This window comes from Polaribacter marinaquae (assembly GCF_038019025.1).
Taxonomy (GTDB): Bacteria; Bacteroidota; Bacteroidia; order Flavobacteriales; family Flavobacteriaceae; genus Polaribacter; species Polaribacter marinaquae.
On record NZ_CP150496.1, the window covers coordinates 1,250,313 to 1,269,771 of the forward strand.

17 protein-coding genes are annotated in these 19,459 nt (G+C 28.8%); 15 read left to right on the plus strand and 2 right to left on the minus strand.

Annotation, left to right across the window (positions count from 1 at the left end):
- Nucleotides 1-14 precede the first annotated feature (14 nt).
- The 15 genes from WG950_RS05690 to WG950_RS05760 all read left to right on the plus strand — a co-directional run bounded on the left by WG950_RS05690 (nucleotide 15) and on the right by WG950_RS05760 (nucleotide 17,778).
- The gene (locus WG950_RS05690) at nucleotides 15-1,151 is read left to right on the plus strand and encodes a SusE domain-containing protein (RefSeq protein WP_340934759.1); all 1,137 of its coding nucleotides are present in this window, start codon (nucleotides 15-17) and stop codon (nucleotides 1,149-1,151) included.
- Between the two features lie 78 nt (nucleotides 1,152-1,229).
- On the plus strand, nucleotides 1,230-1,886 hold the full coding sequence (locus WG950_RS05695) for a T9SS type A sorting domain-containing protein (RefSeq protein ID WP_340934761.1): 657 nt from the start codon (nucleotides 1,230-1,232) through the stop codon (nucleotides 1,884-1,886).
- Between the two features lie 104 nt (nucleotides 1,887-1,990).
- A complete protein-coding gene (locus WG950_RS05700; protein ID WP_340934764.1) occupies nucleotides 1,991-4,336 on the plus strand; it encodes a glycoside hydrolase family 2 TIM barrel-domain containing protein in 2,346 nt (781 codons plus the stop codon).
- Nucleotides 4,320-5,381: a glycoside hydrolase family 53 protein gene (locus tag WG950_RS05705; protein WP_340934766.1), complete on the plus strand. Its 1,062-nt coding sequence runs from the start codon at nucleotides 4,320-4,322 to the stop codon at nucleotides 5,379-5,381. The genes WG950_RS05700 and WG950_RS05705 overlap by 17 nt, the downstream gene beginning before the upstream one ends.
- Nucleotides 5,382-5,392: 11 nt before the next feature.
- On the plus strand, nucleotides 5,393-7,075 hold the full coding sequence (locus tag WG950_RS05710; RefSeq protein ID WP_340934768.1) for a glycosyl hydrolase 53 family protein: 1,683 nt from the start codon (nucleotides 5,393-5,395) through the stop codon (nucleotides 7,073-7,075).
- A 10-nt stretch (nucleotides 7,076-7,085) separates the two neighbouring features.
- Entirely contained in the window at nucleotides 7,086-8,732 is a 1,647-nt protein-coding gene (locus tag WG950_RS05715) for a solute:sodium symporter family transporter (protein WP_340934769.1), read from the plus strand.
- A 1-nt stretch (nucleotide 8,733) separates the two neighbouring features.
- The gene (galE, locus tag WG950_RS05720; RefSeq protein WP_340934770.1) at nucleotides 8,734-9,777 is read left to right on the plus strand and encodes a UDP-glucose 4-epimerase GalE; all 1,044 of its coding nucleotides are present in this window, start codon (nucleotides 8,734-8,736) and stop codon (nucleotides 9,775-9,777) included.
- Nucleotides 9,767-10,657 carry an aldose 1-epimerase gene (locus WG950_RS05725; protein WP_340934771.1) on the plus strand — a complete coding sequence of 297 codons (891 nt, stop codon included), beginning with the start codon at nucleotides 9,767-9,769 and terminating at the stop codon, nucleotides 10,655-10,657. Before galE ends, WG950_RS05725 begins: the two co-directional genes overlap by 11 nt.
- Nucleotides 10,658-10,673: 16 nt before the next feature.
- Nucleotides 10,674-11,822 (plus strand): galactokinase, encoded by a 1,149-nt coding sequence (gene galK, locus WG950_RS05730; protein ID WP_340934772.1) that lies wholly within the window; start codon nucleotides 10,674-10,676, stop codon nucleotides 11,820-11,822.
- Between the two features lie 11 nt (nucleotides 11,823-11,833).
- Nucleotides 11,834-12,856: a UDP-glucose--hexose-1-phosphate uridylyltransferase gene (locus WG950_RS05735; RefSeq protein ID WP_340934773.1), complete on the plus strand. Its 1,023-nt coding sequence runs from the start codon at nucleotides 11,834-11,836 to the stop codon at nucleotides 12,854-12,856.
- Nucleotides 12,857-12,984: 128 nt separating this feature from the next.
- Nucleotides 12,985-13,833: an RteC domain-containing protein gene (locus WG950_RS05740; protein WP_340934774.1), complete on the plus strand. Its 849-nt coding sequence runs from the start codon at nucleotides 12,985-12,987 to the stop codon at nucleotides 13,831-13,833.
- Nucleotides 13,834-14,088: 255 nt separating this feature from the next.
- Nucleotides 14,089-14,367: a helix-turn-helix domain-containing protein gene (locus tag WG950_RS05745; RefSeq protein ID WP_026775378.1), complete on the plus strand. Its 279-nt coding sequence runs from the start codon at nucleotides 14,089-14,091 to the stop codon at nucleotides 14,365-14,367.
- A gap of 271 nt (nucleotides 14,368-14,638) precedes the next feature.
- On the plus strand, nucleotides 14,639-15,325 hold the full coding sequence (locus WG950_RS05750; protein ID WP_340934775.1) for a hypothetical protein: 687 nt from the start codon (nucleotides 14,639-14,641) through the stop codon (nucleotides 15,323-15,325).
- A 315-nt stretch (nucleotides 15,326-15,640) separates the two neighbouring features.
- Entirely contained in the window at nucleotides 15,641-16,303 is a 663-nt protein-coding gene (locus WG950_RS05755; protein WP_340934778.1) for an ATPase, read from the plus strand.
- A gap of 95 nt (nucleotides 16,304-16,398) precedes the next feature.
- A complete protein-coding gene (locus tag WG950_RS05760) occupies nucleotides 16,399-17,778 on the plus strand; it encodes a helix-turn-helix domain-containing protein (protein ID WP_340934780.1) in 1,380 nt (459 codons plus the stop codon).
- 26 nt (nucleotides 17,779-17,804) lie between these two features.
- On the opposite strand, the gene WG950_RS05765 is transcribed toward WG950_RS05760, so the two are convergent.
- Both WG950_RS05765 and WG950_RS05770 read right to left on the minus strand, forming a co-directional pair.
- Entirely contained in the window at nucleotides 17,805-18,470 is a 666-nt protein-coding gene (locus WG950_RS05765) for a hypothetical protein (protein ID WP_340934781.1), read from the minus strand.
- Nucleotides 18,470-19,456 carry a hypothetical protein gene (locus WG950_RS05770; protein WP_340934783.1) on the minus strand — a complete coding sequence of 329 codons (987 nt, stop codon included), beginning with the start codon at nucleotides 19,454-19,456 and terminating at the stop codon, nucleotides 18,470-18,472. The genes WG950_RS05765 and WG950_RS05770 overlap by 1 nt, the downstream gene beginning before the upstream one ends.
- Nucleotides 19,457-19,459 lie beyond the last annotated feature (3 nt).

Sequence of the window (19,459 nt, forward strand, 5' to 3'; positions counted from 1 at the left end):
TAAAACATATCAAAATGAAAAAAATAATATTAAAATCAGTAATAGCACTTTTACTATTAGTCACATATTCTTGTGAAGAAAATAATTCACCAATTTTTATTGCACAACCGGATGTAGATGGAATTGTTTTTACAAGTTCTTTCGCTTCAAATTATTTAATTTCTGAAGAAACAAAAGATAATATTGCAGATAGAATTATTTGGGAATCTGCTGACTTTGGTGTCGCAACAAACATAACTTATGAAATTCAAGGCTCTATAGACCCTACATTTGTAACATCAGAAGTTATTGGAACAACAAATGAAAATAATTATGCAATAACGGTTTCAAATCTTTTAAATTTTGCAAATCAGTTAGCTTTAGATGATGACCCTAATACTACAGATTCATCTGGATCGCCAAATAATGTAGGTCAATTTTTTATTAGAATTAAAGCTAATGCAGGTACAGCAAATAATCTAGAAACATTCTCTGAATTTGAAACTATTAATATTACTTGGATAGAGAAAGTATTAACAAATACTTGTGATTCTCTTTATGTTCTAGGAGAAGGAATTACAGATGCTGGTTGGAATTTTCCAGGTATAGAGGTAACCTGTGATACGGATGTTTTAACAGTCAAGACTCGTTTACAAAATGGGCATTTTAGATTTTTCACCACTGTTGGTGATTGGAATTCAGGTCAAGATTACTCATTCTATAAAAATGATGGTTATACTATAGATTCAAAATTAGAAAATGCACCTGCAGGAGATAATTTTAATTTTGTAGGTACACCAGGTATTTACACAATCACTATAGATAAAAATAATAAAACCATAGAAGTTAAGGAATCTAGTTCTCTCTGGGCAGTAGGTGCCGCAGTTCCTGGTGGCTGGGGTTTTAATTCAGATACTGTAGAATTTGTGGAGAATACACCAAATATTTGGTCAGCATCTATTGCACTTTCTAACGATATTTTTAGGCTTTTTCAAACATTTGACACCTGGGATACTAACAATAATATGACATACTATGAGGATGAAGGATTTACAATAGATTCTAATTTCGAAAATGATGGTAGTGGTGATGGAAACTTTAAATTTATTGGAACTCCAGGCACTTACACTATGACTATTGACGCTGTGAACAAAACAATAACTCTAAACTAAATTAAAAAAATACAGAGAGGGGATATTTTCAATCCTCTCTCTTTTATATAAACTGTTAAATTTTAAAATGATTAAATTATGAAAACAAAATTACTTTTTATCGCCTTATTAGTATCAACTTTTATCAATGCGCAATCCATTGAATTTACTTCATCGGAATTAACTACAGCAGAAATTGGAAGTACAATTAAAGTAGACTACAAATATACAATTGCTGCTGATGGTTACATTTATTGTGCAATAGAACTTTTAGATGATTGGACTTGGAATGCAAATGTTGCAAACGCTGAATTAGAACCTGCAGTTGCTGGTACAGAAGTAACAGGTTCTTTTAATCTTACTATACCTGAAAACACTACACCTACAGTTGATTTAACGGGGAACTTAAATTATAAAATTAAAATTGAGTTAAAGCAAAATCGTAATGATTGGTTGGCTGGTGCTTATCCTGCAACACAAATAAATATGACAGCTTCTACTGCAAGTGTTGGTAAAATTGACAATAGCTTGAAAAATGTTAAAGTATTTCCAAACCCTGCAGATGGATTTATTCAATTAAAAGGGATTAATGATTTATATAATTCGAATATTAAAATCACAAATGTGTTAGGCAAAGAGGTTTTTAAATCGAATTTAACTGATTCCAAAGTTAATATTTCAAATCTAAAATCTGGAATATACATCTTAACAATTCAATCAGAAAATAAATTAAAAAATATAAAATTTATAAAATAATAATATAAAATTCTATTAAAATTGTTATTTAAAAAAGTTCAAATTTGTTATATCAATATTCAACTTTTATAAATTATAATATGTTTATCACAAAAAATAAATAAATGAAAGTATTTCAATTAGCTTTTTTTCTATCAATATTTTTAGCAATCAAAGGTTGCTCTCGGCCAGAGAAATTTAAAAATCATAAACAAAATTTTAATGCTGATTGGTTTTTTAAAATATCTAAAGATAGTATTGATGATAATTCATCTTTTTTAAATAATAATTTTTCTAATTGGGAAAAAGTCAGTTTACCTCATACTCCTAAAATAGAGCCTAAAATAGTAAACAATCAATGGCAAGGAATTAGTTGGTATAAAAAGGAATTTACCATAGACCAAAAAATGAAAAATAAAAAACTATTTTTCAAATTCGAAGGTGCTATGAATATTGCCGAGGTTTGGATCAATAATAAGAAAATGATAAAACATCAAGGAGGGTATTTACCATTTGTAATAGATTTCACTAATGTCGCAAAATTTGATAATCAAAATACAATTTCTGTCAAACTCAATAATAAAGACAATCCTATCACAGGTCCTAAGCCTTTAAAAAAATTAGATTTCAATACTTATGGGGGTATTTATAGAAATGTTTGGTTAATTACTAAAAATAAGCTCCATATAACAGATCCTATTTTTGCAAATAAAATTGCAAGCGGTGGTATTTTTGTAAAATACCCAAAAGTATCTAAAAAAGAAGCTACTGTTAATATTCAAACACACATAAAAAATGAAAATACAAACGCAAAATCTTTTACTGTAAGAAATACTCTCCTTAAAAATGATAGTATTGTAACTTTTTTAGATAGCAAAAAAAGCACCATAAATCCAAATAATGAAGATGAAATAACAGTTGATTTAACTGTCAAGAATCCTAAGCTTTGGTCTCCAAAATATCCAAATTTATACCAACTTAAAACAGAAATCATAAATAATGGAGAAGTAATAGATACCGAATTAACAACAATTGGAATAAAAACAATAAAGTTTATTGGACAAGATTTCTATTTAAATGGAGAAAAAACTTTTTTAAGAGGTGTAAATCGTCATCAAGAATACCCCTACATTGGCTACGCACTTTCTGATAATGCAAATTATAGAGATGCAAAAAAAATTAAAGAAGCAGGCTTCGATTATGTAAGATTGTCACACTATCCGCAAAGTAAATCTTTTATGAATGCTTGTGATGAATTAGGTATCGTTACAATTGATGCTATTTTAGGTTGGCAATATTATAGTGAAGATAAAAAGTTTCAGGAACATATTTTTCAAACTGCAAAAGAATTGATTCGAAGAGATAGAAATCACGCTTCTGTAATTGCTTGGGAAGTTTCTTTAAATGAATCTTGGATGCCAGAAACTTTTATCGACAAATTAACTAAAATTGCTCACCTAGAATATCCTGGGAACCAATCGTTTACTGCAGGTTGGCAATCTTATGGTTATGATATTTATTTACAAGCAAGACAACATAGATTAAATCATTATGATACATCAATAAAAAAACCATACAACGTTTCAGAATATGGAGATTGGGAGTATTATGCGATGAACGCAGGTCTAAATCAAGATTCTTGGAATGGTTTACTACAAAAAGAACGCTCTAGCAGGCAATTAAGGACTGCTGGTGAAGTAGCTCTTTTACAACAAGCAACAAATATTCAAGAAGCACATAATGATAATTTTAATACACCTGCCTTTGCAGATGGTTATTGGGTGATGTTCGATTATAATAGAGGTTATGCTGATGATTTAGAAGCATCAGGAATTATGGATATTTTTAGAATCCCAAAACCAGCTTATTACTTTTACCAAAGTCAAAGAGACTTTAATGATTCTTTTGGAAATCCAATGATTTACATAGCCAATGAATGGAAAAAAAATAGTCCTTTAGATGTTCGGGTTTTTAGTAATTGCGATGAAGTCGAATTATTTTTAAACGGAAAAAGTTTAGGAAAACAAAAACCTGATAAAAATAGAATCTCTAACAACTTAAAACACCCTCCTTTTACTTTTAAAATAAAATCATATAAAAAAGGTAAACTAGAAGCAAAAGGGTATATTAATAATAAATTAAAATGTGTTGATGCAAAATTAACTCCAGAGCAAGCTACTAAAATTAATGTTATCATAGATAATGACTACAAAGGACTACAAGAGAGTGATTCAGATATTTTCTTTGTAAATGCTTTTGTTGTAGATAAAAATAATACAATAATTTCTGATTTTAAAGGAAAGGCAAAATTTAATGTAAAAGGTGATGGTGTATTAATAGGCGAGAATCCTGTAGTATTTGAAGCAGGAGTTGCATCAATTGTATTAAAAGCGAACACAAAACTAAAAAATGTAGAAATTTTAGCAACCTCTGCTGAATTAAAAAATAATTCAAATGATAATAAAAAGTAATAATATTTTAGCGGCTCTTTTTTTAATAACTTTATGCTATCCTAATGTTTCCTTAGCTCAAGAATATATCATTGGTGCGGATTTATCATTTGTAAAAGAAGCAGAAGATAAAGGGTATCAATTTAAAGAAAATGGTGAAGCGAAACCTTGCCTTGAAATCTTTAAAGATCACGGGTATAAATGGATACGATTAAGGTTATTCCACAGTCCAGAAAGTGGGAAATACAATTTACCTAACAATTTAAGATATACTATTTCTTTAGCAAAAGAAGCAAAAAATAAAGGATATAAGTTTCTATTAGATTATCATTATTCAGATACTTGGGCAGATCCTGCAAAACAATATGTTCCAAAAGCTTGGAAAAGTAAAACCCAAAAAGAAGTAGAGCAATTGGTTTTTGAATATACTAAAAAAACTATGATTGCTTTTCGTGAAGCAAACGTATATCCTGATATGGTTCAAATTGGAAATGAAATAAGTAATGGTATGATATGGCCTTATGGAAAATTACCTGAAAATTGGGATAGTTTTGCAGCATTAATAAAAGCAGGTATAAATGGTGTTTATGCCAGTATTGGCAATAATAAACATCCAAAAATAATGATACATATTGATAAAGGCGGTGATAAGAATTTTACAAAGTATTTCTTCGATAAATTGAATACATATAATATTAAATATGATGTAATAGGACAATCTTATTACCCCTGGTGGCACGGTAGCTTATTAGATTTACGTGAGTGTCTAAATTTTACTGCTCTAGAATACAAAAAAGATATCATTTTAGTTGAAACAGCATATAATTACAGTCCAGCTGAATATATTAATAAATCTGCACCTTTTCCTGAATCTCCTCAAGGGCAAAAAGAATTTTTAGAAAATGTAAATGACATTATATTAAGTATTCCTAATAATAAAGGAAAAGGAATCTTCTGGTGGGAACCTGCTGCTCCAAAAAAAGGATTCTCATTTAGAACATTTTTCAAAGAGAACGGAAATGTCCTCCCTGTAATAAATGTTTTTGATAAATATACTAAGCATTAAATATCTTTAGAATGAAAAATAAATCAAATAAAATTTTAAAAATAGTAGTCTCAGTTTTGGTACTGCTTTTTACTAAGATATCATTAGCACAATCTATTGAAATTGTATCTCATAGCGAAAACCCATTAGAAGTAAGCCCTTTGTTGGGGGCTAATTTAACAATCAATTACATATACACAAGTGAAGCTGGTTCTACTGGAAATCATATTTATATAGGTTTAGAAATATTAGATACCAACAATAATTATCAATCAACAGTAGCAGATGTGACTTTAAATAATCAACCTGTAGGAAATAATACTCAACAATCAGTAACTTTTTTTATAGGTAGCATTCATAAACTTTCTAATAATTTGCCTGCTGGTCATTACTATCAAACTAAAGCAATTTTGTATCAAAGTGGTGGCTGGACAGAAAATGCTTGGGCAGGTCATTGGAATACACCTGCTTTAGTTTTACAAGATACTAATGGTTATAATTTTAGTAGCAAAACTATCTCAAAGGGGGCAGATATTAGTTGGATGACAGAAATGGAATCCAAAGGCTATAATTGGAAAGATAATGAAGGTAATTCTAAAGAATTGATCCCTTTATTAAAAGAATATGATATAGATGCTGTAAGATTAAGAGTCTGGGTAAATCCAGAAAATTCTGGAGCCAATGGTTGGTGTGATATTGATGATTTAGTAGCAAAAGCAGAAAAAGCAAAAAATAATGGACTAGATATTATGCTAAGTATTCATTATAGCGATTGGTGGGCAGATCCCGGTAAGCAAAACAAACCAAATGCTTGGTCAAACTTTTCAGTTTCTCAATTAGAGACGGCTGTTAAAAATCATACGAACGATATTTTAAATGCTTTAAATACAAAAGGAATTACGCCTAAATGGATTCAAATAGGTAATGAAACTAATGATGGAATGTTATGGACAACTGGTAAGGCATCAACAGGAGGTTTTGCAAATTATGCTAATTTCTTAAATGCTGGTGCAAATGCGGTAAAAACATTTAACAACAATATTAAAACCATTTTACATTTAGCAAAAGGTAATGACAATGCTTTATATAGATGGAATATTGATGGATTATTAAATAATGGTTTCCAAATAAATAATTTTGATATAATTGGAATGTCTTTATATCCTGATGAAAATAATTGGAAAACTTATGTAGATGATACATATAATAATATGATTGATTTAACATCAAGATATAATAAAGAAGTGATGATGGTAGAAATTGGTTTTTCTTACAGTCGTCAAGATATTACCTATCAATTCATTACTTATATGATAGAAAAAACAAAACAAGCGAATGGCTTAGGTGTATTTTACTGGGAACCCATTGCAAGAAGCCCTTTTACTTCTTACTCTAAAGGAGCTTGGGATTCTGATGAAAGCCCTTCTATTGCAATGGATGCTTTTTTAGACAAATCAACTTTAAGTGTAGAAAATATTAAAAAATCAAGTCGTATAGATTTTAATGTTTCCCCAAACCCTTCAATAAGTAAAATTATAATTAATGCTTTAGAAAATCAAGTTAAAATAATAAAGCTTTACAACATAAAAGGGAGTTTGCTAATAGAAAAAAAAGGAAAAAAAAGCAGTTTAGAAATAGACATTTCTAAACTAACAACGGGTATTTATTTCATAAATATTAATAATAAAGTTATTAAAAAAATAGTTAAACTTTAATAAAAAATAAATGCAAATACTCACTTTTTTAGGATTTACAATTTTAGTCGCAGTAATCTCTTATCTAGCAACAAGAAAAACAAAAGAAGATTCTTCAGATGGTTATTTTTTAGGAGGTAGAAGTTTAACAGCAGGTGTCATTGCTGGGTCATTATTATTAACCAATTTATCTACCGAACAAATTGTAGGCTTAAATGGTGCTGCTTATCAAAGCGGATTATCAGTTATGGTTTGGGAAACTTTGGCAGCAATTGCAATGGTGGTTACAGCGATCTATTTATTACCTAAATATTTAAAAAGCGGATTAACAACTGTACCTGGTTTTTTAGAAAAAAGATTTGATGTAACAACAAAAACATTAACCTCAATATTATTCTTAACAGGTTATGTAGTTGTTTTATTACCGGTAATTTTATATTCTGGTTCTTTAGCTATCAGTGGTATGTTTGATGTGCCTACTCTACTAGGTGTAACCCATACACAATCTATTTGGATTTGCGTTTGGGGTATAGGTATTATTGGCTCTATTTATGCAGTCTTTGGTGGATTAAAAGCTGTGGCCGTTTCAGATTCAATCAATGCTGTAGGCTTGCTAATTGGAGGTATTCTAATTCCTTTCTTTGGATTGTTATTAATTGGAGATGGTAATCTATTTGATGGTCTAAATATTTTAACAACTCAAAACTCAGATAAATTTAATTCTATTGGAAGTAAAACAGATCCTGTTCCATTTTACACCATTTTTACAGGAATGATGTTAGTGCAATTATTTTATTGGGGAACAAATCAACAAATTATTCAAAGAGCTTTAGGTGCAAAAGATTTAAAAGAAGGTCAAAAAGGATTATTGTTGGCTTCATTTATTAAAATTTTAGGACCAATCATCGTAGTTTTACCAGGTATAATAGCATATCATATTTTTGAAGGGAATTTAGAAACCTCAGATAGTGCATATCCAATGTTAGTAAAAAAAGTATTACCTCAAGAATGGGTTGGCTTTTTTGCTGCAGTATTATTTGGAGCAATTTTAAGTTCATTTAACAGTGTATTAAATAGCGCTGTAACCTTATTTGGTATAGATATTTACAAACAACATATCAATAAAAATGCCAATGAAAAAACGGTTGTAAAATATGGTAAAACCTTTGGAGTTATTCTGGCAATAGCTGCAATGTGTATTGCACCATTAATTGCAAATGCTGGTAGTTTGTTTGATTACTTACAAGAAATAAATGGTATTTATAGCATCCCTATTTTAACGATTATTGTAGTAGGTTTTACCACTAAAAGAGTACCAGCTATTGCAGCTAAAATTGGTTTAGTGTCTGGTTGTATACTCTATATAATTAGTCAATTTTTCTTAAAACCTTACTTTATAAATTCAGCTCTAGATAATGCAAAACTAAAAGGGATTGTTGACGCTTCTGAATTAGCTGTTATTGAAACACTAGCCTATCCACATTTTTTAGATATAATGGCAATCCTATTTGTTTTAAACATTTTAATTATGCTGATAATTGGTAAAATAAAACCTAGGAAGACTGCTTACTTCCAAGAGTATACAAAACAAGTAGATATTTCTCCTTGGAAATATGTAAATAGTGCTGGTATACTTATCTCTTTAATTGTAATATTTATTTATATATACTTTGCTTAAAATGAAAAAAAAGATACTAGTAACAGGAGGTTGTGGTTATATTGGCTCACATACTATTGTAGAGTTAATACAAGGTAACTTCGATGTGGTAATTATAGATGACCTATCAAACTCAAACATTAACACTATTGATAACATAAAAAAAATAACAGGTGTACAACCAATTTTTTATCAATGTGATTTAAAGGACAGTAATCACGTTAAAAAAGTTTTAAAAGAAAATAAAGATATAGAAGCAACTATACATTTTGCATCATACAAAGCTGTAGGTGAGTCCGTTGAAAAGCCTTTATTATACTATCAAAATAATTTAATTTCTTTAATAAACATATTAACTGCTCAGCTAGAAAACGGTAATACAAATTTTATTTTTTCTTCTTCAGCTACTGTATATGGGAGTCCTAAAAAATTACCAATAACAGAAAAAAATGAAACTCAAAGACCCTTCTCTCCATATGGTAATACAAAAAAAATGGCAGAAGAAATTTTGGAAGATTTGTCTAAATCTCATAAAAAAACCAATATTATCTCTTTACGTTATTTCAATCCTATAGGAGCTCATCAATCAGGTTTAATAGGAGAATTACCTAACGGTATACCAAATAACCTAATGCCATACATTACTCAAACTGCTGTTGGTTTGAGAGATAAATTGTCTGTTTATGGCAATGATTACCCTACAACAGATGGCACCCCAATTAGAGATTATATTCATGTAGTAGATTTAGCCAAAGCACATGTTAAAGCACTAAAAAGACAACTTGAAGATAAACAAGATAAAAATTTTGAGATTTTTAATTTAGGAACAGGTAATGGGTATTCAGTATTGGAGGTAATTAAAACTTTTGAAGAAGTTTCTAAAAAGAAACTCAATTATGAAATCATTCAAAGAAGAGATGGTGATGTTCCTAAACTATATGCAAATGCAAAATTAGCTGAATTAAAGTTGGGTTGGAAAGCAGAGTGTAATTTAAAAGAAATGATTGATTCTGCATGGAAATGGGAACAGAAAATTAGAACAGAAAATAAATCTAATGCCCTATAGTCAAATTCATATAGATGATAATTTGTCTTTTGTTACTTTACAGCATCATAATAATTCAACTTTAGCAAAAATTTCTTTGAATGAAGGTGGAAGATTAAAGGAATTAATACTGAATAATAAAACTGTTATAAAAGAAATAGAGGGTTTTAAGTATAGTAAATCTTATGCTTCTTCAATTTTATTTCCTTTTGCAAGTAGAATTGAAAATGGAAAATATACTTTTAACAATAAAGAGTACGAATTAGACTGCAATGACTCTAATAAAAATGCATTGCATGGTTTAATTTATAATAAAACTTTTAAAGTTGTTAAGGTTATAGAGAACCCAAATTTCTCATCAGTTACAATCAATTATAAAGAAAATCAAAAAATTAAAGGTTTTCCTTTTAAATATAGTATAGCTTTAACTTACACATTATATGAAGATGAAATAGCACTTTCAGTAACGATTAGAAATATTGATAAAACTTCTTTTCCTTTTACTTTAGGTTGGCATCCTTATTTTATTACTGATGCTTTATCAAAAAGCATTTTAAAATTTAAAAGTGATCAAAAAATAAAATTCAATAACAATTTGATTACTCAAAAAGTGATTGATGAGAAAACAGAGAAAGAATTTAAAATAGAAAATAAACAATTTGATGATTGCTTTATTTTAAATACAGATACAGTCGAATTTATAACTCCAAATCATCAAATAGAAATTACAACAAATCAATTAGAAAACTATTTACAACTATACACACCTAAAGACTTACCACTTATAGCAATTGAGCCAATGACTGGCATTTCTAATAGTTTTAACAATAAAATAGGATTGCAAACTTTGGCACCTAATCAATCGCATTCAGTAAGTTGGAATGTGAAACTTAAACATTAACATATCAACTAACAATATGAGTACTATATTAATTGAACAGGTTAAAGAAGAATTTATAAAAATTTTTAAAATAGATCCTATATTAATTTTTTCTCCAGGAAGAATTAATATTATAGGAGAACACACGGATTATAATGGCGGGTTTGTTTTTCCTGCAGCCGTAGATAAAGGTATAGCAGCAGCTATCCAAAAAAGCAATACAGGAAAATGCACCGCAGTTGCTATAGACTTAGAAAGTACAATTGAGTTTGAATTAAGTACGATAAAACCATCAAAAGAAGGAAGTTGGGAAAATTATGTTTTTGGAGTTGTAGCTGAGATTCAAAACAGAAATAAAATTATTGGCGATTTTAACATCATATTCAAAGGAAATGTGCCAGCTGGTTCAGGTATGTCATCATCGGCAGCACTAGAAAATAGTGTAGTGTTTGGTTTGAATGAATTGTTTGATTTAGGATTAACTAAAACAGAAATGATTTTAATTTCACAAAAAGCAGAACACAATTATGTAGGGGTAAAATGTGGAATTATGGATCAGTATGCTAGCATGTTTGGAATTAAAAACAACGCACTATTATTAGACTGTAGAACTATTAAATCTACTGCTTATGAAATTGATTTTAAGGATTATCAATTAATGCTAATCAATACAAATGTAAAACATAGTTTGTCTGATAGTGCCTATAATGATAGACGTTCTGCTTGCGAAAATATTGCAAAAATATTAGAAGTTGAAACGTTAAGAGATGCTACAGAAGCAGATTTACAAAAAATCATTGATAAAGTTACTCCTACAAATTATCAAAAAGCATTGTATGTAATACAAGAAATAGATAGAACTCAAAAAGCAGCAAGAGCAATTGAAAATAACGATTTAGAATTATTAGGTTCTTTAATTTATCAATCTCACTCAGGTTTATCAGATCAATATAAAGTAAGTTGCGATGAACTAGATTTTTTAGTAGCTCAAGCTAAAAAAAATAAATATGTATTAGGTGCAAGAATGATGGGAGGTGGTTTTGGTGGCTGCACTATCAATTTAATTGCTCGAAAAGAAGCTAAAGTTTTTACAGAAATAGTTTCAAAAGCTTATCAAAATAAATTTAATAAAGATTGTTCGGTCTATTTTGTAGAGCTTTCAGAAGGAACACATTTAATCAAATAGAAAATAGTAAAATGGAAAATACAAACTTGCAACATTACTCGCATAAAAGGTTTAATATATTAACAGGAGAATGGGTTTTAGTATCACCTCATAGAGCAAAAAGACCTTGGCAAGGTCAAAATGAAGAAATATCTGAAGAGCAAAGACCTGCTTATGATGAGAATTGTTATTTATGTGCAGGAAATACAAGAATTAATGGTGAATTAAATCCAAAATATTCTGATGTTTTTGTGTTTACAAACGATTTTGCTGCGCTACAAAATGATTCACCAAAATTTGGTGTAAATGATGGTTTATTCAAAGCAGAAAGTGAAACGGGTATTTGTAAGGTGATTTGTTTTAGTCCTGATCATTCAAAAAGTCTGGCAGATATGTCATCGAAAGAAATACAGAAAGTAGTTTTTGCTTGGCAAAAAGAATATACAGAATTAGCAATAGAGCCTACAATAAATTATGTGCAAATCTTTGAAAATAAAGGTGCGGTAATGGGGTGCAGCAACCCTCATCCCCATGGACAAATCTGGAGTCAATCAACACTGCCAAATGAGGTTGATAAAAAAAACACACAACAATCAAGCTATTATAAAGAAAAAAAAAGTAGTCTTTTAGGAGATTATTTAAACCAAGAATTAAAAACTAAAGAAAGAATCATTTTTGAAAATAATGATTTTGTAGTATTGGTTCCATTTTGGGCTATTTGGCCTTTTGAAACTATGATAGTTCCTAAAAAACAGAGAAAAAGTATTTTAGAATTAAATATTCAAGAATCGCTAAATTTTGCTGAATCAATATCAGTAATTACAAAAGCATATGATAAACTATTTAACACATCATTCCCTTATTCTAGTGGGATACACCAAGCACCTACAAACGGTTTAAACAATAGTCATTGGCATTTCCATATGAGTTTTTACCCTCCTTTATTGCGTTCTGCTTCAGTAAAAAAGTTTATGGTAGGTTATGAAATGTTTGGAACTCCTCAAAGAGATATTACTGCAGAACAAGCAGCAACAAGATTGAGAGACTTAATTTAAAGTTTATAGCTAGCTCAAATAAAATTTAACTTTAAAAAGATATGGCAACTGCCATATCTTTTTTTTTCAAAAAAAAACACGGCAATGTAAAATTACTAAAAAAGAAAAAACTAAATAATTGCAAGAAAATGAAAAAGTATATCCCTCTAGTTGAACAATATTATGTTCAACAAAAAGAACTCTCACTAAAAAAAAATACTAAAATTGTAAAATTAAAACTCCATATAAAACAAGCAAAAGAGATTCTTCAAGATTTAAGAGTCAATATTAGAAACAGAAAATTCAAAGACTATAATGATGAAATTCATTTCTTTAAGCAAGTAAAACCAAGTATTTATGCTGATTTTATTTTTTATAATAATCAATTAAAATATCAAGTAGGTAAACCAAATTCTACTAATTCAATTTTAAAAAATTATTTGAAAAACGAATTAAAGAAATTAGAAGTAAAAAAGCGTAAGAATTTAGAGTTCTATAGATATTACAAGCATAAAAGTACTTTTTTAGATCATATATATTTTCTTCGGGAAAATAAACAATTAGAATTATTTTCTACAGATATATCAGTCTATTTAGATTCAGAATTTTACACAAGTCACGATACATTAGCTGCAGAAGTATTAGCCTATGATTTACTAACCAACTTTTACAAAAAAGAAATCAATACTTTAAAAAATATTTCAACTGGTATTTTTGAGGATAATAATAAAAAATTGAAGACATCATTAAACTGGACAGCATCAAAAACTGATTTCGTTGAATTGATGTATGCATTAAAAGTGTCAGGTGCAATCAATACAGGTAATATCAATACAAAAGAATTGATAATTAAGCTCTCTAAAGTTTTTAATTTAGAGATTTCAAATTCTTATAAAACCTATTCAGAGATAAAAAATAGAAGTTTAGAAAGAACAAAGTTTCTAAATAAACTGACATCTAACTTACAAGAAAAGTTAGACTATGATGATGGCATCTAAACTCGTAACCTCTTCGTAACTACGAAAACAATATTTTTAGAATAGTAAAGTATCATTTCTTACCAAAATGCAACAAAAAACAAGATAAAAGTGGTCAAAAAAGGCTAATAAAAACTTTTCGTAGTTACGAACAACTACCGAAATCATTCTAAAAAATCTTCTGAAGTTTGCCAACGAAAGTCAAATCAATAAGAAGAAGTTACTAATAATGTTGGGGGACATTCAGTAGCTTCTTCTTTTAAAAATCGTTTACAAATGCCAACATCAATTATTACCACAGAAGATTTACGAGAATTCAAAGAAGAATTACTAGAAGACATTAAAGCAATGATTAATCATCAATCTGGTTTTGCACCAAAAAAATGGCTCAAATCTCCAGAAGTTAGAGATTTGTTAAGTATTTCTCCAGGAACATTACAAAACTTAAGAATCAATGGAACACTCCCCTATTCTAAAGTTGGTGGTGTTATTTATTACGATTATGAAGAAATTGTAAAAGTGTTAGAGGAAAATCGTATTCATAATAAATTTTGACGCTTGCGTCACACTGTAGAAGTCAGCTTGAGCTGTATCAAAAGGTTATTACAATATCTCATTATAAACGACGAAATACAATTCAAAGTAAGAATCTAAATCCGACCTATTTTATTTTTAGTGGAAATTCAATTTTTATGGAACGGGAGAATCCAAAGAGTTTACGGTCTGGATTCGTAAGTGTAATAAAAAGTAGAATTCAATAAAAATGAAAGTGAGTCTTGATTTTTTGAATACTTTTTGATCAAGCAAAAAAGTATTGATATAAATTATGCAAAACGTAAATTTCATAAAACATCTCAAAGGAGTTTTCATTCAATTCTCAAAAGATAATCGTTTAAACCCAACACACATAAGTTTATACATTGCTCTATTTCAAATATGGAACAACAATCGATTCCTTGAAGAATTCTATATCAATCGTGAAGAAGTAATGCGTTTTTCTAAAATTGGCTCAAAATCAACATACCATAAGTGCATTAAAGATTTAAGTCATTGGAAATATATCACTTACTATCCTTCACACAATCCATACAAAGGCAGTAAAATTAAGATGTTCAAATTCGAGACAAGTTCTGGACAAGCAGAAGTACACAACAATACCAAAATAGAGACAAGTACTGGACAAGCACTGGTATCTATTAATAAACATATACAAACTAGTAGAAACAATAAAAACATTAATAAACTTGACCAGCCTAAAAACGAAAAAGAAGTAATCGATTTTTTTAAAAAAGAAAACTGGCCAAAAATAGAAGCACAAAAATTTTACAACCATTACCAAGGTATTGGTTGGAAAGTTGGAGGTAAAACAAAAATTGTCAATTGGCAAGCAACAGCAAAAAATTGGATGATAAAAGCTGAAGAAATAAAAAACAAAGAAAACCAAAATCCAGTTAGCCAAAATCAAGACAACTTAAAGACAAGTAAAAATAAAAACTACAATGAACCGCTCTAAATATCATTAAGAGAAGTTTTCGATGTGGCAATATCATCATAAAAAATAAAATATAATTTAGATAGTCAGAGTTTCCAATCGACATAGGATTTGCAGACAAGTGTCAATAGTTAGAAAATGACTTTAAAAATAAAAGCTGTTTGAACGAAGTGAGTTCTTTTATTTTAGGCATTAAAAACGTAATTGACCGTCGAAAATCCAAGTATTGAATTTTTGGTTCGTTTTGTTTCAAGACAAAATGAACAATATAAAATCAAGAAAAAGTATTAGAATAAAAAAACATCAATACTACATAGTCAGGAATACAGTAAGAATATGAAAATAGAATCACCCCATATCATTCAAGAAGGCAGCGTCCAATACCAATTAGGCGAACTAAAAGGAAATCAAATAATATACGATTTTCCAAAAATGCTAATCTATTTAGAAGCAAAAGGGAAATTATTATTTGACAAAAATTTCAAAATATATTCAGAAGATGAAGCAATTTTATACAAGTTATGCATTTATTTTATTCGTGATTTTGATGCTTGCAAAAAATTAAATATAGATCCCAATAAAGGAATTTTATTATCTGGTCCAGTAGGTTGTGGTAAAACAAGTTTAATGAAATTATTACCACACATTGTACCGCATCAAATTAAGCATATAGTTGTACCTGCAAGAAATATTACATTTAATTTCAATAAAAGCGGGTTCAAAATTATTGAAGATTATGGTAATAATGGTTTTTATTGTTTTGATGACTTAGGTGTAGAAACAACTGGCAGGCATTTTGGTCAAGATTGTAATGTAATGGGTGAAATCCTTTTATCACGTTACGATTTATCCCTAAAAAAAGATACTAAAACACACGCTACAACTAACTTAAATGCACAAGAATTAGAAGAAAGATATGGCAATAGAGTAAGGAGTAGAATGCGTCAATTATTTAATTTGATAGCTTTTGATAAAGAAAGTGTTGATAAAAGAAAATAAAGATAACACCTTCTCAGCATCGTTAAAAGTGTAATGTAAAGCCTAAAAACCAAACAATTTTAATAGATTTGTGAATAGTAACTACCCAATAATTTATGTTAAGTATCAACGAAATAAAATCACTTATAAATTCTGGAGAAGGATTCAATCTTGAATTTAAAGTAAGAATTCCTAATAAAATAAAAGAAGTTACAGAAGAAATTTGTGCTTTTGCAAATGCTTCTGGTGGTACTCTTATTTTGGGTGTTGATGATGCAAATAATATTCAAGGAGTTAATTTTAACAATGCAAAACGTTCTGCTTTGCAGAATTCAATAAATGAAATTACACCAACATTACATTGCAATATTTACACAACAACTATTGATAAAAAAGAAACTGTAATAATTGAAGTTCCTTCAGGTATAAATAAACCTTATGTTCTTTCTGGTGCTATTTATGTGCGTCAAGGTCCTAATTCTCAAAAATTAACTACGGTAGAAGAAATGAGAGATTTCTTTCAGCAAGCTGATAAGATTTATTACGACGAAGCACCTTGTAAGACAATTGATATTACTAAAGATATTCCTAATACCAACATCAATCAATTTAGAGAATTAGCAGGTTTAGGTACTACAGTTTCAAACGAACAAGTATTCAACAATTTAAAATTAGTAACTAAAGAAGGCTTCCTTAAAAATGGGGCTACTTTATTTTTTGCAGAAAATCCAGAATATTTTTTTGAAAAAGCAGTAATTAGATGTATTGTTTTTGATGGTATTGATAAAAGATATATTACTGATGATAAGATAATGACAGGTACTTTGTATCAGCAATTTTTGCAAACAATGTCTTGGTTAAAAACAAAACTAAATGTGCGTTATGATATTGAAGGAAATGGTTCAGAACCTCGAAAAGAAATATGGGAAATACCCGAAACAGTTTTTAAAGAAGCAATTATAAATGCTTTAGCACATAGAGATTATTATGATAAAGGAGCTCGTATTTCTGTGGAAGTTTTTAATGATAGAATTGAAGTTTCTAATCCTGGTGGTTTAGTAAGTGGAATTCCTAAAAATGAATTTGGAAAAAGAAGTTTAAGTAGAAATCCTTTAATATTTGGTCTTTTTGAAAGAATACGAATGGTAGAACAAGTAGGTTCTGGTATTAGTAGAATGAGAGATTTAATGTTAGAAAATAATTTAACGCCACCTGAATTTAATACTGAAGGTATATTTACTGTAACATTTAGAAGACCTTTTGATTTTAATAAGTGGGTAAATAAGTGGGTAGATAATCTAACAGATAATAGAGTTAATATTATTAAAGTTATTCATAAAAATAATAAAGTTTCTAAAAGAGAATTAGAAGAAATAATTGGCTTAAGTGCTACTGCTATTGATAATAATCTAAATGCTTTAAAAGATCGTGGACTTATTGAAAGAGTAGGAAGCGCAAAAGGTGGTCATTGGAAAATAAACTACATACTTCCGTAAGTGGGTAGAAAGGTGGGTGGAAAACTTTAAGAAGTAATAGTAGATAAATTCTCTTTGAAAATTTTTAAATCTAATTTTAATAATTTGTTTCCATAGCTCTTTAATTTTTCAACTTTCATAGCACAACATTTTTTATATTTTGGTTTACCACATATGGGGCACTCTCTGTTGCGTTCAGCTTTTAAAATCCCCAAAGAACACTCAAGATATTTGATAATAATAGTAAAATCAGTTAGTTCAAACTCTTCTTTATAATATTGTATTACACCAGCTATATCATGATCATATTCACCATTTGCATAAGAATCAGTTTTAATTTTAAATTGATGGTTCGCAAAAAAAGGATAAACAAATCTTTTATAAAAATCAATAATATTTATTCCTCTTCTTTGAACTAAAGCTAATCTATGGTAGATATCCAAACAACATTTTCCATTTGTATCAATATGAAATTTTATATCCCTATCTATTTTAGAACTTAATTCAAAAACTTCTGGAATAACGTTTGGATAGTTTAATTTTGATAAAAGTATTCTTATATTATAATTTTGCCAAAAAACACCTTCCTTATCTATAATATCAATAACACCATCTAAAACTAAACAATTTTGTATTTCCATTTCAGTGTTAATACTAAAATTAAAATATTTTTCTAAAAAATCTTCAGTATCTTTCTTTAAACAATAATTCATTAAAACTTAAAATATGGTTTATTTATCTCTGCAATAGGTCTTAAATGAGCTGGGTTTAATATTGGAGCTAGTGTATTACCGATGTTTAAAATTAAATCACCATCAATATTTTGCTTTGCAAATTCATTATCTACAAGATACTTTTCCCAATTGAAATCATATTGGTTATAAAATCGGCCATCTTCGTAATCCCAAATAGTGCTATTCTTTACTTTAAAATACTTATCTGATGAAGAAATTTGATTAACAATATTTTGCCCAGTAACGATTCCGTTTGAGGTTGCATTAGCTTGCATTTTAGGAGCAAGACTTGTATGCAGACTACACGTAGTCACTTCTCCAGAATTACTCAATCCTGAATACATCCAAAGCACTTGGCTATCGTGTCCTAAATCAATACCAGTTCTTGTAGATATGTCTTTGATATTCATTGATTCAAAATACTCTTTTAAATCATTTTTTACAAAGTAAGAAATCATTGCAAAAGCTTTTAAAGCATCTTTTGTTGCTTGTCCTTTATCAATTTTTTTGCCTCCAAAATAAACCATTAAACCATCTCCTTGTATTCTATGTACATATCCTCCACATAAATTAACTGCAAAAATAGATGCCTTTACAATACTTTCAGTAATTAATGCTGCAGTTGCAAGAGTAAAGCGATTATGTAGTTGAGTGCTTTTTTGCACATCAACAAAAGCTGAAATAATCCAATGCTTTTCTGTATCTGATGTATTTCTTAAGTCTGCAAAATCAGGATGATTTCCTAATCTTGGTAAGTTCTCTATTTCTAAAGCATTAAGACCTTTAACTAAACGAGAAGATTCATTTAATTTTTCTAAACCAGGTAATTCATTTCGTAATGCTTTTATATAACTTGTGTCAAAATCAGATTCTGGTTGTTCAGAAAAAAGTCTAATATTGTTTTGTTTAGGATCTTTATCTATTGCTTTTTTGATAACATCCAAATATGGGTTAAAAATGCTCATAAC